Source organism: Bradyrhizobium sp. USDA 4451, from assembly GCF_054822585.1.
In genome coordinates this window covers 1,232,077-1,245,696 of record NZ_JBTRCH010000001.1, presented here as the reverse complement: position 1 = coordinate 1,245,696, position 13,620 = coordinate 1,232,077, and the positions used below count along the sequence as shown (strand labels likewise).

Sequence of the window (13,620 nt, the reverse complement as noted above, 5' to 3'; positions counted from 1 at the left end):
ATGAATGAGACGAGTTTTGGCCGGCGTGTTGGCCTGTGTGTTTGCGATCTCGGCGAATGCGTCGCTGGCGCAGGACAAGCCTCCGCTGAAGCTCGGCGGCATCCTCGACATGTCGAGCCTCTATGCCGACATCACTGGTACGGGCAGCGAGACCGCGGCCAAGATGGCGGCGGAGGATTTCGGCGGCACGGTGCTCGGCCGCAAGATCGAGATCGTGGTCGGCGACCATCTCAACAAGGCCGACCTCGCCGCCAATATCGCCCGCGACATGATCGACAACCAGGGTGTCGAGATGATCTTCGACGTCGCGGCATCGGCGACCGCGCTTGCCGCCGGCGAGATCGCCAAGGCGCGTGGCAAGATCATCATGTTCAACGGTCCGGGCTCGATCCGTCTCTCCAACGAGGCCTGCGGTCCCTATACCGTGCACTACGTGTTCGACACCTTCGCGCAGGCCAATGTGACCGGCCTTGCCGCGGTCAAATCCGGTCTTGACACCTGGTTCTTCCTCACCGCCGACTACGCCTTCGGCCAGGACCTGGAAAAGGACACCAGCAATGTCGTGGTGAAGTCGGGCGGCAAGGTGCTCGGCAGCGTCCGGCATCCGATTAACACCTCCGATTTCTCGTCGTTCCTGTTGCAGGCACAGGCCTCGAAAGCCAAGGTGATCGGCCTTGCCAATGCCGGCGGCGACACCATCAACGCGATCAAGCAGGGCGCTGAGTTCGGCATCACCAAGGGCGGCCAGAAGATCTCGCCGCTGTTGGCTTTCGTCACCGACATCGACAGTGTGGGGCTCGAGACCGCGCAGGGCCTGCTGCTTGCGGAGGCGTTTTACTGGGACCTCAATGACGACACCCGTGCGTTCACCAAGCGCTTCATGGAGCGGACCAAGCGGGTGCCGACTTCGGCCCAGGCCGGCGTCTACTCCTCCGTGCTGCATTATTTGCAGGCAGTGAAGGCCGCCGGCACCACTGATGCCGCCGCCGTCATGAAGGTGATGAGGGAGACCCCGATCAACGACATGTTCGCCAAGAACGGCAAGATTCGTGAAGACGGCCGCATGGTGCATGACATGTATCTGTTCGAGGTCAAGAAGCCCTCGGAGTCGAAGGGTCGCTGGGACGACTACAAGCTGCTCGCGACCGTGCCGGGCGACCAGGCGTTCCAGCCGCTGTCGGAGTCGCGCTGCCCGCTGGTGAAGAAGTGACGGAGTGACGAAGTCACTCAGTCATCCCGGGGCGATGCGTTAGCATCGAACCCGGGATCTCGAGGTTCCGGGTCTGGTGCTAGCGCACCATCCCGGAACGACGGGGAACAACCAACAAACAACGAAAGGCAAAACGCCATGAGCGACAATCAGATGGTTCTCCAATCCCTCGAACAGGGCCTGCTCACTATCACCATGAACCGCCCGGATCGGCGCAATGCGCTCAATCCCGACATGACGCAGGGGCTCGTGGAGGCCGCGCGTCGCGCGCAGGACGATACCGAGGTGCGGGCGGTGCTGATCCGCGGCGCCGGCGGCACCTTCTGCGTCGGCGGCGACGTCAAGTCGATGGCGGCAGGCCGTGCGCCGCTGCCGTTCGAAGCCAAGATGGCCAATCTGCGCCGCGGCATGGAGGTCTCGCGGATCCTGCACACGATGCCGAAGCCGGTGGTGGCGCAGCTCGATGGTGCTGCGGCCGGCGCCGGGCTCTCGATCGCGCTGTCCTGCGATCTGCGCGTCGCCAGCGCGTCCTGCAAGATCACCACCGCCTTCGCCAAGGTCGGCTTCTCCGGCGACTACGGCGGCACCTATTTCCTCACCAAGATGCTCGGCAGCGCCAAGGCGCGCGAGCTCTACATGATGTCGCCGGTGCTGTCGGCGCAGGAGGCCTACAATCTCGGCATGGTCTCCAAGGTGGTGCCCGATGCCGATATCGAGGCCGAAGCGCTGGAGCTCGCGCGCTCGCTGGCGCAGGGCCCGTCGGTGGCGCTCGGCTACATCAAGCGCAACATCAACAATGCCGAGACCATGACGCTGGAGGCCTGCTTCGACGGCGAGGCGATCCACCACACCCGTGCCGGCGAGACCACCGACCACAAGGAAGCGGCAAAGGCCTTCGTCGAGAAGCGCAAGCCCACCTTCCAGGGTCAGTAAGCCGTGACCAATCACATGGCCGAGTACATGCGGTTGCGGCAGATCTGCCTGGTGGCGCCGCAGCTCGCGCCCGTGATCGCGGATATCTCTGCGATCATGGGCCTCGATGTCTGCTACCGCGACGGTAACGTCGCCAAATACGGCCTCGAGAACGCGCTGCTGCCGGTCGATACGATCCTGCTCGAAGTGGTCGCGCCGTTCCAGCCGGGGCCGGGCACCGCGGCCGGCCGCTTCATCGAGAAGACGGGCGGACGCGGCGGCTACATGGCGATCTTCGCTTGCGAAGACCCCGACGCGCGCGGCGCCAAGGCCAATGCGATGGGCGTGCGCACCGCGAACGTGATCACGCATGCGCCGTATCACGGCGTGCAGCTGCATCCGCGCGACTGCCGCGCCGCCTTCATCGAGTTCAACCACACCGACGGCAGCGATAACGTGCTGGGGCCATATCCGCCGGCCGGCCCGGACTGGCAGAAGTCGATCCGCAAGGACACGACGTTGGCGTTGACCGAGGTCGAGATGCAGAGCCCCGACCCCGAAGGGTTGGCGGCGCATTGGGGCAGGATCGTGGGCATTCCCGCCGACGGTACCGTGGTGAAGCTGCCGAATGCCACCTTCCGCTTCGTCAAGGGGGCTGACGAGATCATGAGCGGCCTGACGTTCAAGGTCGCCGACAAGGCCAAGGTGCTGGATGCCGCGAAGGCCAGGGGCTGCGAGGTGAAGGACGATGAGTTCTTTCTGTGCGGTGTGAACTTTCGCCTGATTGCGTAGTTTCGTAGCCCGGATGTAGCGAAGCGAAATCCGGGTTTACGCTGTGGTCGGATAAGCCGTCCCCGGATTGCGTTGCGCTCCATCCGGGTTACGCGTTCCCTAATCCGTCATCCTGAGGAGCCGCGAAGCGGCGTCTCGAAGGATCGACGGCCACCGCCCGGGCCGTTCATCCTTCGAGACGCGCTACGCGCTCCTCAGGATGACGGGGAAAGATTGAGCGAATGGCCGCTATTCAATATCGTGGCTCATAATAACAACAACGGAACGCCCCATGCCGCATCCACTCGATTCCTTCTTCGCGCCCAAAAGCATCGCGCTGATCGGCGCCTCGCGCGATCACGAGAAGATTCCAGGGCGGCTGCTCGCAATGCTGCGCAAGAACGGCTATCCGGGCGGGCTCTATCCGATCAATCCGAACTATGACGAGATCGACGGGCTGAGATGCTTCAAGTCGGTCGCCGAGATCGGTGCGCCGATCGATCTCGCGGTCATCGTGATCCCTGCGCGTGCGGTGCTGCCGGCGCTGGAGCAGTGCGCGGCCGCCGGCGTCAAGAACGCGGTCATCATCTCCTCGGGCTTTGCCGAGGAGGGCGGCGACAGCGCAGCGATGCAGGATGCCATCGTCGCGCTCGCGAAGCGGACGGGGATGCGGATCTCCGGTCCGAACGCCGAAGGTTTCTACAGCCAGGTGCAGAAGGTCGCCGCGACCTTCAGCCCGACCGTCGACGTCAAGCCGGATGCGCCCGGCCTGGTCGCAAGCCAGCGGCGGATCGGCATCGTCGCGCAGAGCGGCGGCATCGGCTTTGCGATCTATCATCGCGCCAAGGCGCTCGGCGTCGCGCTCAGCTATGTGGTCAGCGCCGGCAATGAAAGCGATCTCGGTGCCGGCGAGTTCCTCGACTACATGGTGCAGGATGCCTCGACCGACGTGATCCTGCTGTTCATCGAGGGCATCCGCGACGTCGACAAGTTCCTGGCGGCGGCGAAGCGCGCGGCAGAGCTCAGGAAGCCCGTCATCGTAACTAAAGTGGGCCGCTCCGGCGCCGGCGAGCGCGCCGCGGCCTCGCACACCGCGAGCATGGCGGGCTGGTCGGCGGCCTATGATGCGGTGTTCGCGAAATACGGCTTCATCGTCTCCAACGACCTCGACGAGGCGGTGACGATTGCCGCCGTCCTCACCACCAATCCGTTGCCGAAAGGCGACCGCGTCGCGGTGCTGACGGTGTCCGGCGGAGCGGGCATCTGGGGCGCCGATACCGTCTCGATGCAGGGCCTGCGCGTGCCGGAGCTGTCGGCCGAGATCCAGAGCCAGATCAAGCAATGGATGCCGTCCTATGGCGCGGCGGGCAATCCGGTCGACGTGACCGCGCAGGGCGTCTCCTCCGGCGGCCTGCAGAAGAGCATCGAACTGTTCAACGCTTCCGACGAGGTCGACGCGACCTTGGTCGTGCTGTCGCTGTCGAGCGAGACGCGGATGCCGTTCAAGGAAGAAGAGCTGAAGCCGGTGATATCAGCGCAGCACAAGCCGGTGGTGTTCTACTCCTATACGCTGCCGTCGTCGTTTGCGCGACAGGAGCTGGCGAAATCGGGCGTGGTGGTGCTGTCGGGCCTGACCCATGTCGGCGTCGCGATGCGGCGGCTGGCTGATTATGCCGGCTTCAAGCCCGCGCCCGAGATGGCGGCATCTGCGTCGCAAGCGCGCGATCTCTCCGCGCATCTCGCAGCGAAGACGTTCTCCGAATATGACAGCAAGTCGCTGCTGCGCGCGGCGGGGATCGCGTTGCCGGACGAGGTGCTGGTGACCGATCGCGACGGGCTCGATGCCGCGATCGAGCGGGCCGGGTTTCCACTTGTCATGAAGATCCAATCGCCTGACATCGCGCACAAGAGCGAGGTCGGCGGCGTCCGCGTCAACATCTCAGCCAAGGGCGCGGCGTTCACGGCCTATCGCGACATGCTGGAGAGCGTGCAGAGGCGGCGGCCGGACGCTGCGATCCAGGGCGTGCTGGTCGGGCCGATGGCGAAGAGGGGCGTCGAGATCATCGTCGGCACCATGACGGATGCCACCTTCGGACCGATGGTGATGGTGGGGCTCGGCGGCATCACCACCGAGCTGTTCAGGGATGTGGTCTATCGCCCGGCGCCGGTGAGCGGGGCCGAGGCGACCGCGATGCTGGAGACGCTGAAGGCCGCGCCGCTGCTGCACGGTTTCCGCGGTGCGCCAAAGGCGGATGTCGCAGCGCTGGCGCGGTTTATCTCGCAGATTTCAGTGCTGGCAGCGCAGCATGCGAACCAGATCGCCGAGATCGAGCTCAATCCGGTGCTGGTGCATCCCGAGGGGCAGGGCGTGACCATCGCCGACGCGCTGGTGGTGCCGAGGGGATAGCGGGACCCATACGCCGCGGCCGACGAAAGAGACACAAGCGGCGTCGGCGTTCCTTACAACTCAGTTCAGTGGTTGGGTCCCGGCCTTCGCCGGGACGACCCGTGGAGAGAGTGCCGCTCGGCGCTCACCGCCCCTTGAAGTTGGCGACGCGGCGCTCGGCGGTGGCCTTGACGCCTTCCTTGAAGTCTTCGGTGGCGCGCAGCTTGGTCTGCTCGGCGAGCTCATGGTTGGTCGCGGCGAGCACGCGGTCGGCGAGGCCGGCGCGCATGGTGGCGCGGGTCGAGACCAGGCCGAGCGGCGAGCATTCGGCGATCTCCTGCGCGAGCTTCATCGCTTCAGCCCGCACCTGGTCCTGCGGCACCAGCACGTTGGCGAGACCCCAGCGATAAGCTTCCTCGCCGGTGACGCGGCCGGCTGGTGTAGAACATCAGCTCGGCATTGTTCTTGCCGATCAGCTCCGGCAGCGTCGTGGTGAGGCCGAAGCCCGGATGGAAGCCGAGCTTGGTGAAGTTGGCGGAGAAGCGGGCCTCGGGGCAGGCGACGCGGAAGTCGGCGGAGACCGCAAGCCCAAGGCCGCCGCCGATCGCGGCGCCATGGATCGCCGCGACGATCGGCTTCTTGTTGCGGAAGATGCGCACCGCCTGAACGTAGAGATGGTTGATCGGCAGATTGGAGGCCGGATCAGACTTGGCGCGCTCTTCCTGCTCCTGGCGGGCGGGATCGCCGAAATTGGCGCCGGCGCAGAACGCCTTGCCCTGGGCTGCGAGCACCGAGGCGCGGATCTCGATATTGTTGTCGAACTCCTCCAGCGCGTCGGCGATCTGGTTGATCAGCGCGACGTCGAAGAAGTTCAGCGGGGGTTTACGGATTTCGATCAGGCCGACATGGCCGTGGGTCTCGACGCCGATATCAGTGTACTTGGTCATGATCTGTCCTCGTTGAATTAGCGCAAGCCGAGCCCGCGGGCGATGATGCCGCGCAGCACCTCGGTGGTGCCGCCCTGGATCGTCAGCTTGGGTGCGGTCTTGATGGCGAAATCGAGCTGCTTCTCCAGCGTCTCGCGGTTGGTCGCGGTCTCCTCGACGAACGCCGCGAGATCGCGCACCCGATGCGGCAGCTGTTGCTCCCACACCGTGCCGATGTCCTTGACGATCGAGGCTTCCACCACCGGCTCCTTGCCGGCCTGCAACATGCCCGCAACCGACACCGACATGCGGCGCATGGTGTGCACCTGCGCCACCAGCCGGCCGATGCCCTCGGCGCTGCGGGTGTCCGGGTTCTTGCCGACCGCGCGCACCAACTCGGTGAGCACGTAATAGGTTTCGAGGAAGCGCTCGGGGCCACTCCGCTCATACGCAAGCTCTGATGTCGCCTGTTTCCAGGCGCCGTCGACTTCGCCCAGCACGTGATCGTCGGGCACGAAGTAGTCGGTGAACACCACCTCGTTGAATTCGAACTGGCCGGTGATCTGGCCGATCGGGTTCACCTGGATGCCCGGCTGCTTCATCTTGACCAGGAACTGGGTCAGGCCGTGGCGGCGGTTTTCCTTGGTCGGCGGCGAGGTGCGAAAGATCGCGATCATGTAGTCGGCGATGTGCGCCGACGAGGTCCAGATCTTGGTGCCGTTGATCAGATAACCGCCCTCGGTCTTGGTGGCGCGGGTCTTCGCCGCGAACAGATCGGAGCCGGAGTTCGGCTCGCTCATGCCGATGGCGAAGCAGACCTCGCCGCGGCAGATCCGCGGCAGGATGTCCATCTTGATGTGCTCGGGCGCATATTTCAGCAGCACCGGGCCGCTCTGGCGGTCGGCGACGAAGAAGCGGCGGGTCGGCGCGTTGGCCACCCGCATCTCCTCGGTGACGACGTAGCGCTCGAGAAATGAGCGTTCCTGGCCGCCATATTTCTTCGGCCAGGTCATGCCGAGCCAGCCCTTGGCGCCGACGCGGCGGGAGAATTCCGGCGCGTCATTGTCCTCGCGGTTCGGTGCATGGGGATCGAAGGTGCCGGCGGCGATTTCCTCGGCGAGGAAGGCGCGCACCTCCTTGCGGAGCTGCTCGCATTTCTCCGGCAGGCGGATCGGATCGAAACGAAGGGCTGCGGTCATGATGTCCAGTCCTAATCTTTCTGCCTGATCTCAGCGCGAAGCCACCAGCGGCCACAATTCATCGGCGCCACGTTCGGCGACGAGCTTGCCGAGCTCGACCGCCCAGTAGCTCTCCGAGCCGAAATCGTCGCGCCATGCCAATGCGCGCAGCGAGTAGCGGTGCAGGATGTGCTCGATGGTGAAGCCGATCGCGCCATGCACCTGGTGCGCGATGCCGCTGCCCTTCTCGGCGGCTTCCGAGCAGCGGATTTTTGCCGACGCCGCCTCGAGGAACACCGCGTCGGTAGTGAGCGAGGTCGCGTTGACGATGGTATCCGCCGCCGAGGTCGCGGCGGCCAGCGCCGCGGCGTTTTCGCCGGCGAGGCGCGCGAGGTTGTGCTGCACCGCCTGGAATTTCGAGATCTTCTTCTCGAAGGCGACGCGCTCGTTGGAGTAGCGCACGGAGATGTCGAGCATCGCTTCCAGCGCGCCCGCGATCTGCAGGCTGCGCACCACGCCGCCCATCAGCATCAGCGTGGTCTGGTCAAAACCCTCGGGCGCGGGCTTGGTGGTGACCGGCTGCACCTTGTCGAGCGTGACGGTGTCGTTGTGATCGCCGCCAAGGCCGATCCCGGATTCGATCCGGCACTTCGCAGCATCGACCAGCGCAATCGACACGCCACCATTGCCACCAGCCAGCACCGCGAAATGCTTTGCGTCCTTCGCGAACGGCACGCCGCGGGCACGGCCGGAGAGCGAGCCGTCGGCGCCAACCGTGACGCGGTCCTTCGGGCTCGCCGGGACGACCGTCATCTCGCCTTCGGGAGATGCGATCTTTCCCTGCATCAGCAGCCAGCCGGCCAGCATCGTTTCGGCCAGCGGAACAGCGATCGCATGTCGTCCGGCGACATTGAGGACGCTGAAACCTTCGGCGAGACTGGCACCGGAACCGCCGAGATCGTCGGGCACCCAGGACAGCGGCAGGCCGGCTTCGGTCAGCGCCTGCCACAGCGGCGCTTTCCATGCGCCCTGCTTGTCGTGATTGATGGTTTGGGCATCCGCGAGATCGGCGAAAATCTTTTCCGCGGTCTCGGCGACGATGTTCTCACTCTCCGCCACAGCGTTCCTCGTGTTGATTGGCTCGGGCCGGCCGTTCGGCCGTGCCCTGCTTGCGATGTTGTCTTGCGCTCAATGATGGGGAAAAGCCATAGCCGTGACAAGCGCTGCCCGCAGGGCCACTTGCGCGGACGGCATGAAGCCGGACGCGGCACATGAATTCCGCAGAGTGAACTTTGCCGCGCCTCGTTTTGTATGCCACGCGCGATCGTAAATCGGTCGGTGACATCAGTTCAGTCCGCCAGATGAAACTCGATCGCCTTCCGCATCAGGTCGGCGAATTCGGTCTCCTGGGTGACCAGCGCGTCGTTCAGTCCGGCCACGCACAGCACCAGCGGCTCGTTCGACTCAGCAATCGGCGGCAGGTTCATGGCAACGGCGCCGGCGCCCGGCGTGACCAGGCCGAGCGAGAAGGCATGCCCCTTGGCGCGGACCTTCTTCAGCTCGAGCATGAGGGCCTTGATGTCGACCTGCCGGTCCGGCCGGGTCTCGTTGGCGTTGATCAGGCGCACCAGGCGGCGGACCTCCTTGTCCGGGTAGGCCGACAGCAGCGCGTAACCCGACGCGGAGCGTGCCAGCGGCCGCAGCGTTCCGGCCTTGACATAGAGCCGCATCGGCAGCTTGGCCTGAATGATATGGACATATTGCGCGCTGAGCCCGTTACGCACCGCGAGCATGATGGTCTCGCCGGTCCGCGCGGAGAGCTCCTCCATCAAATTGACCAGGCGCCCCCTGGTGAACAGCGCCGGGCTCAGCCAGTGCCCCAGCATCGAGATCCGCGGCGTCGGGATATAGGTGCGGCGGCTGGTGTCGTAGTGCAGATAGCCGAACGCGGTCATGGTCCGCATCAGCGCCGAGGTGCTGGATTGCGGGAATTTCAGCGCGGCGGCGACCTCGATGGCGGAGGCGGCGCGCTGGTGCTCCTCGAAGAATTCGAGCACGTCGAACACGCGCCGCGCCGACTTGACCGCATTGTCCATCTTCGGCAGGTCGCGCGAGGTATCGCCGGGAAAATCGAAAGACCGGGCGCCGGCTGCCGGGCCGGTCGTCGCTGCATCTTTCTTCGCCACCGGCATCGTTATCGTCCCTGCTGTGCCACCCGCCGCTTCAGCCACCAGCCATATTGCTCCGGCCAGCTCGTCCACTCGGGATCGCAGCCGAGCGCAAGCGCGGTCTGCGCGGGCCAGTTCGGATTCCACAGCAGTTCGCGGCCGAGCGCAATAAGCGTCGCCTTGCCGTCCCGCAAGATGGCTTCGGCGTAGTCCGGCTCGCGGATCAACCCGACCGCCACGGTCGGGATACCGGTTTCCTTCTGGATCCGTTCGGCGAACGGCACCTGGAAGCTGGGGGTGCGCGACACCAGCGAATTGCCGCGCGGCAGTTTCATGCCGCCCGACGAGCAGTCCACCATGTCGATCCCAATCGCCTTCAACTCGCGCGCAAACGCAACCGAATCCTCGATCGACCAGCCGATATCGACGCCGTCGACCGACGAGATGCGGACGAAGGCCGGCAGATGATCCGGCCATTCCTCGCGCATGATTGCGGCGATCCGCAGCGGCAGGCGCATGCGGTTCTCGCGCGAGCCGCCATACTCGTCGTTGCGGTTGTTAGCCAGCGGCGACAGGAACGAGTGCATCAGATAGCCGTGCGCGCAGTGCAGCTCGATGACGTCGTATCCGGCGGCCCTGGCCCGGCGGAACGCCTGGCGGTAGTCGTCCACCAGGGTGTCGATCTGCTCTGAGGTCATCATCAGCGGCGCGGGCCAGCCGTCGTCGAAAGGAATGCCGCTCGAGGCCGCGATCTGCCACGGGCCTTCGCCGCGCGCCTTGATGTCGGCCTCGCCGAGCGGATTGCCGCCTTCCCACGGCCGCTGCGACGAGCCCTTGCGGCCGCCATGGGCGATCTGGATCGCGGCCTTGGCGTTGAAACCGTGGATCAGCGCGGCGAGGGCGGCATGGTCGGCGATATGCGCATCATCCCAGATGCCGAGGCAGCCATGGGTGATGCGGCCCTGGGTGTTCACCGAGCTCTGCTCGACGAACACGAGACCAGCGCCGCCGGCGGCGAGCTTGCCGATATGCGCGGTGTGCCAATCGGTGGCACGTCCCTCGCGCGCCGAATAGGTCGCCATCGGCGAGACCATGATCCGGTTCTTCAGTTCGAGGTCGCGCAGTCGCAGCGGGGTAAACAGCAGCGGCAGTTCGGTCATGCGATGTCCAGCCTTGCTTGTGGTTTGCGGATTCGTCAGAGCCATCATTTCTTCAGCAGCGGACAGGCGCTTTCCTCTGATGTCGCGAACGCTTCCTTGCCCGGAATGACCTGAACCAGCTTCTCGTAATCCCAGGCGCCCTTGGATTCCGCCGGCGATTTCACCTGCACCAGATACATGTCGTGGATCAGCTGGCCGTCCTCGCGCAGGAATGCGTTGCGGGCAAAGAAATCATCGATCGGCATGTCCTTCATCTGCGCGATCACCTTGGGGCCGTCGTCGGTGCCGGACTTCTCGATCGCCTTGAGATAGGTCATGACCGCGGAGTAGAGACCGGCCTGCACCATGGTCGGCCGCTTCTTGGTCCTGGCCATGAAGCGCGCGGCGAAGTCGCGGGTCTTGTCGTCGAGATCCCAGTAGAACGCGGTCGCGAGCTGCAGGCCCTGGGCGGCCTGCAAACCGATGGCGTGGATGTCGCTGGTCTGCATCAGGAAGGCTGCGAGCTTCTGCTTCTGCGCCATGCCGAACTCCTGCGCCTGCCGGATCGAATTGGCGAGGTCGCCGCCAGTGTTGGCAAAGGCGATCACGTCGGCCTTCGAGCTCTGGGCCTGCAGCAGATAGGACGAGAAATCCATGCTGTTGAGCGGATGCCGCACTTCGCCGGCGATGCTGCCGCCGACCTTCTCCACGGTCTTGGCGGCGTCGTTGCGCAAGGCGTGGCCGAAGGCGTAGTCGACCGTGACGAAGTACCAGCTCCTGGCGCCTGATTTGGCCAGCGCCCGCACCGTGCTGTTGGCGAGCGCATAGGTGTTGTAGGTCCATTGCACCGAATTCGGCGAGCAGCCCTTTCCGGTCAGGTCTGAAGAGCCGGCCGACGACACCAGCATCGCCTTGTTCTTCTGCTTGGTGAGCTCGAGCACCGCGAAGGCGACCGCGGAATTGGCGAAATCGACGATGACGTCGACATTCTCCTGCTCGTACCAGCGCCGCGCGATGCCGGCGCCGATATCAGCCTTGTTCTGATGGTCGGCATCGACCATCGCGATCGGCTTGCCCAGCACCTTGCCGCCGAAATCCGCAATCGCCATCCGGACCGCTTCGACCGCGCCGGGGCCGGCCGCGTCGGCATACAGCCCGGCCTGATCGGTCAGCACGCCGATCTTGACCATGTCGTCGGAGATCTGCGCGTGCGATGGCGCGGCGAAGGCGACTGAGAGGATTGCAGCGCTCGCGGCGATCCATCCGTAACTCGGTGTCATTGTCCCTGGTTTCCTCTAGTTCGATTGCCTTATGGCCTTGGTCTTGTCTTGTCGCAGGTCGATCATGCCCGGATGCGACAGCGGGTCCCTGTCGGCGCCGAGCAGCACGTGCTTCTGGATCTTGTTGGTCGAGGTCAGCGGCAGCTCGGCCACGAAGGCGATCCACGCCGGCAGCTTGAACGGCGCCAGGCGTTCGCGGCAGAAACGGAAGATGTCCTGCGCAAGCTTGTGGGAAGCGTCAGCGCCATCGTTGATCACGATGAAAGCCGCGACCTCTTCGTCGCGGATCGGATCGTGCGCGGCAACAACCGCGGCCTGCTTGACCAGCGGCGACGTCGTCAGCACGGCCTCGACCTCGGCGGCCGAGATGTTCTCGCCGGCGCGCCGGACCAGATGCTTCAACCGGTCGACGAACACGAAGGCGCCATCCGGATGCTGCCAGGCGCTGTCGCCGGTGTGAAACCAACCGCCGCGCCAGGCGTGCTCGGTGGCCTCGGGGTCTTTCAGATAGCCGGAGAAGAAGCCGCGCCGCGGCGTCGCTTCCGAATGGCGCACGCAGAGTTCGCCGACCGCGCCTGGCGGCAGCGCATGGCCGTCGGCATCGAGGATCGTCATTTCGAGGCCGGGCGCGCTGCGGCCGATCGTGTTGGTCTCGAGGTGGCGCGGTTCGATGGTGTTGAACGGACTGCGTCCGGTCTCGGTCATGCCCCAGCCCTCGACGAAGGCGATGCCGAAGCGGTCGCGGGCCCGCGCGCGCTGCTCGGGATTGGCGCCGACGCCCATCGAGAAGCGCAGCGCATGCGCTGTCTCGTCCGGCGTTTCCGGCTGCGCCAGCAAGGCCGCGACGATCACGCCGAGATAGTGCAGTACGCTGGCGCGGCACGCGACGATGTCGCGCCAGGCGAATTTCGCGTTGAAGCGTTCGGGGAGGATCAGGCAGCCGCCGGTCAGCATCATCGCGATCGGAGTCAGCGTCAGGCCGGCCATGTGGAATAGCGGCAGCGGGCTGTAGAGACGCTCCGTTCCCATGTGATACGTCGCCTCGCCGCCGTGGCTGACGTACCAGCGGCCGGTCGAGACCACGTATTCGTTGGTCAGGATGCAGCCCTTCGGCCGCGCCGTGGTGCCCGAGGTGTAGAGCAGGGCGGCCTCGGTTTCGCTTCCCGGTTCGCCGGTACGCGGTGGCGGCCGCCTGGCAAACGGGATTTGCGCCAGGCTCGCGCCGAGGTCATCACCGGACACCTCAAGCACGGGCACCGCGCCGGTCAACGCCTTCTGCAACTCCGTCTGACCGTGCAGCGTGACGATCAAATCGGGCTCGGCATGCGCAATGAGATATTCGATTTCCGCCGCGCGATAGGCCGGATTGATCGGGACGATCGAGACGCCAAGGCTGTTGAGCGCCAGCCAGTGCACGATGAAATCGGGCCGGTTCTCCAGCAGCAGGCAGGCGCGATGTCCATGGCCGAAGCCCGACGTGCGGTACCGGTCGCGCAATGCGCAGACCTGCCGCGCAATGTCGCCATAGGACAGTTCGACGCCGTCGGGAAAGTATGTGCGGTTGGGACGCGCGGGAATGCAGAGAAAGGGTTTGAACGCCGCAGCATCTGCGGTCGCAGCGAACACGTTGAAGACGGTGTACATCGTCGC

10 protein-coding genes and 1 pseudogene are annotated in these 13,620 nt (G+C 65.2%); 4 read left to right on the top strand and 7 right to left on the bottom strand.

Features of this window, described 5'->3' with window-relative positions; translation table 11 throughout:
* Positions 1–4 precede the first annotated feature (4 nt).
* From ACVMB0_RS05765 to ACVMB0_RS05750, 4 genes are all read left to right on the top strand, one after another.
* Positions 5–1,210 carry an ABC transporter substrate-binding protein gene (locus ACVMB0_RS05765; protein WP_461345586.1) on the top strand — a complete coding sequence of 402 codons (1,206 nt, stop codon included), beginning with the start codon at positions 5–7 and terminating at the stop codon, positions 1,208–1,210.
* Positions 1,211–1,348: 138 nt separating this feature from the next.
* On the top strand, positions 1,349–2,143 hold the full coding sequence (locus ACVMB0_RS05760; RefSeq protein WP_456751755.1) for an enoyl-CoA hydratase: 795 nt from the start codon (positions 1,349–1,351) through the stop codon (positions 2,141–2,143).
* Between the two features lie 15 nt (positions 2,144–2,158).
* Complete coding sequence (locus ACVMB0_RS05755; protein WP_461349601.1) at positions 2,159–2,914, top strand: VOC family protein; 756 nt, start codon at positions 2,159–2,161, stop codon at positions 2,912–2,914.
* Between the two features lie 271 nt (positions 2,915–3,185).
* On the top strand, positions 3,186–5,300 hold the full coding sequence (locus tag ACVMB0_RS05750) for an acetate--CoA ligase family protein (RefSeq protein WP_461345585.1): 2,115 nt from the start codon (positions 3,186–3,188) through the stop codon (positions 5,298–5,300).
* 124 nt (positions 5,301–5,424) lie between these two features.
* Here ACVMB0_RS05750 and ACVMB0_RS05745 read toward each other — a convergent pair.
* The 7 genes and pseudogenes from ACVMB0_RS05745 to ACVMB0_RS05715 form a co-directional block, all read right to left on the bottom strand.
* Positions 5,425–6,226, bottom strand: a pseudogene (locus tag ACVMB0_RS05745) (enoyl-CoA hydratase/isomerase family protein).
* 17 nt (positions 6,227–6,243) lie between these two features.
* Positions 6,244–7,404, bottom strand: coding sequence for an acyl-CoA dehydrogenase family protein (locus tag ACVMB0_RS05740; protein ID WP_461345584.1), 1,161 nt, complete (start codon positions 7,402–7,404; stop codon positions 6,244–6,246).
* A gap of 30 nt (positions 7,405–7,434) precedes the next feature.
* Positions 7,435–8,502: an acyl-CoA dehydrogenase family protein gene (locus ACVMB0_RS05735; RefSeq protein WP_461345583.1), complete on the bottom strand. Its 1,068-nt coding sequence runs from the start codon at positions 8,500–8,502 to the stop codon at positions 7,435–7,437.
* A gap of 230 nt (positions 8,503–8,732) precedes the next feature.
* The gene (locus ACVMB0_RS05730; protein ID WP_461345582.1) at positions 8,733–9,575 is read right to left on the bottom strand and encodes an IclR family transcriptional regulator; all 843 of its coding nucleotides are present in this window, start codon (positions 9,573–9,575) and stop codon (positions 8,733–8,735) included.
* 2 nt (positions 9,576–9,577) lie between these two features.
* Positions 9,578–10,711, bottom strand: a complete 1,134-nt coding sequence (locus ACVMB0_RS05725) for an NADH:flavin oxidoreductase/NADH oxidase (protein ID WP_461345581.1) — start codon at positions 10,709–10,711, stop codon at positions 9,578–9,580.
* Between the two features lie 44 nt (positions 10,712–10,755).
* The gene (locus ACVMB0_RS05720) at positions 10,756–11,970 is read right to left on the bottom strand and encodes an ABC transporter substrate-binding protein (RefSeq protein ID WP_456751760.1); all 1,215 of its coding nucleotides are present in this window, start codon (positions 11,968–11,970) and stop codon (positions 10,756–10,758) included.
* 15 nt (positions 11,971–11,985) lie between these two features.
* Positions 11,986–13,614 carry an AMP-binding protein gene (locus ACVMB0_RS05715; protein ID WP_461345580.1) on the bottom strand — a complete coding sequence of 543 codons (1,629 nt, stop codon included), beginning with the start codon at positions 13,612–13,614 and terminating at the stop codon, positions 11,986–11,988.
* Positions 13,615–13,620: the final 6 nt, after the last annotated feature.

Excerpts from the sequence above, each read along its gene's own strand:
- ACVMB0_RS05755 (WP_461349601.1), top strand. The coding sequence starts at position 2,159 with ATGGCCGAGTACATGCGGTTGCGGCAGATCTGCCTGGTGGCGCCGCAG.
- ACVMB0_RS05750 (WP_461345585.1), top strand. The coding sequence starts at position 3,186 with ATGCCGCATCCACTCGATTCCTTCTTCGCGCCCAAAAGCATCGCGCTG.
- ACVMB0_RS05730 (WP_461345582.1), bottom strand. The coding sequence starts at position 9,575 with ATGCCGGTGGCGAAGAAAGATGCAGCGACGACCGGCCCGGCAGCCGGC.
- ACVMB0_RS05715 (WP_461345580.1), bottom strand. The coding sequence starts at position 13,614 with ATGTACACCGTCTTCAACGTGTTCGCTGCGACCGCAGATGCTGCGGCG.
- ACVMB0_RS05740 (WP_461345584.1), bottom strand. The coding sequence starts at position 7,404 with ATGACCGCAGCCCTTCGTTTCGATCCGATCCGCCTGCCGGAGAAATGC.
- ACVMB0_RS05725 (WP_461345581.1), bottom strand. The coding sequence starts at position 10,711 with ATGACCGAACTGCCGCTGCTGTTTACCCCGCTGCGACTGCGCGACCTC.
- ACVMB0_RS05760 (WP_456751755.1), top strand. The coding sequence starts at position 1,349 with ATGAGCGACAATCAGATGGTTCTCCAATCCCTCGAACAGGGCCTGCTC.
- ACVMB0_RS05720 (WP_456751760.1), bottom strand. The coding sequence starts at position 11,970 with ATGACACCGAGTTACGGATGGATCGCCGCGAGCGCTGCAATCCTCTCA.
- ACVMB0_RS05765 (WP_461345586.1), top strand. The coding sequence starts at position 5 with ATGAGACGAGTTTTGGCCGGCGTGTTGGCCTGTGTGTTTGCGATCTCG.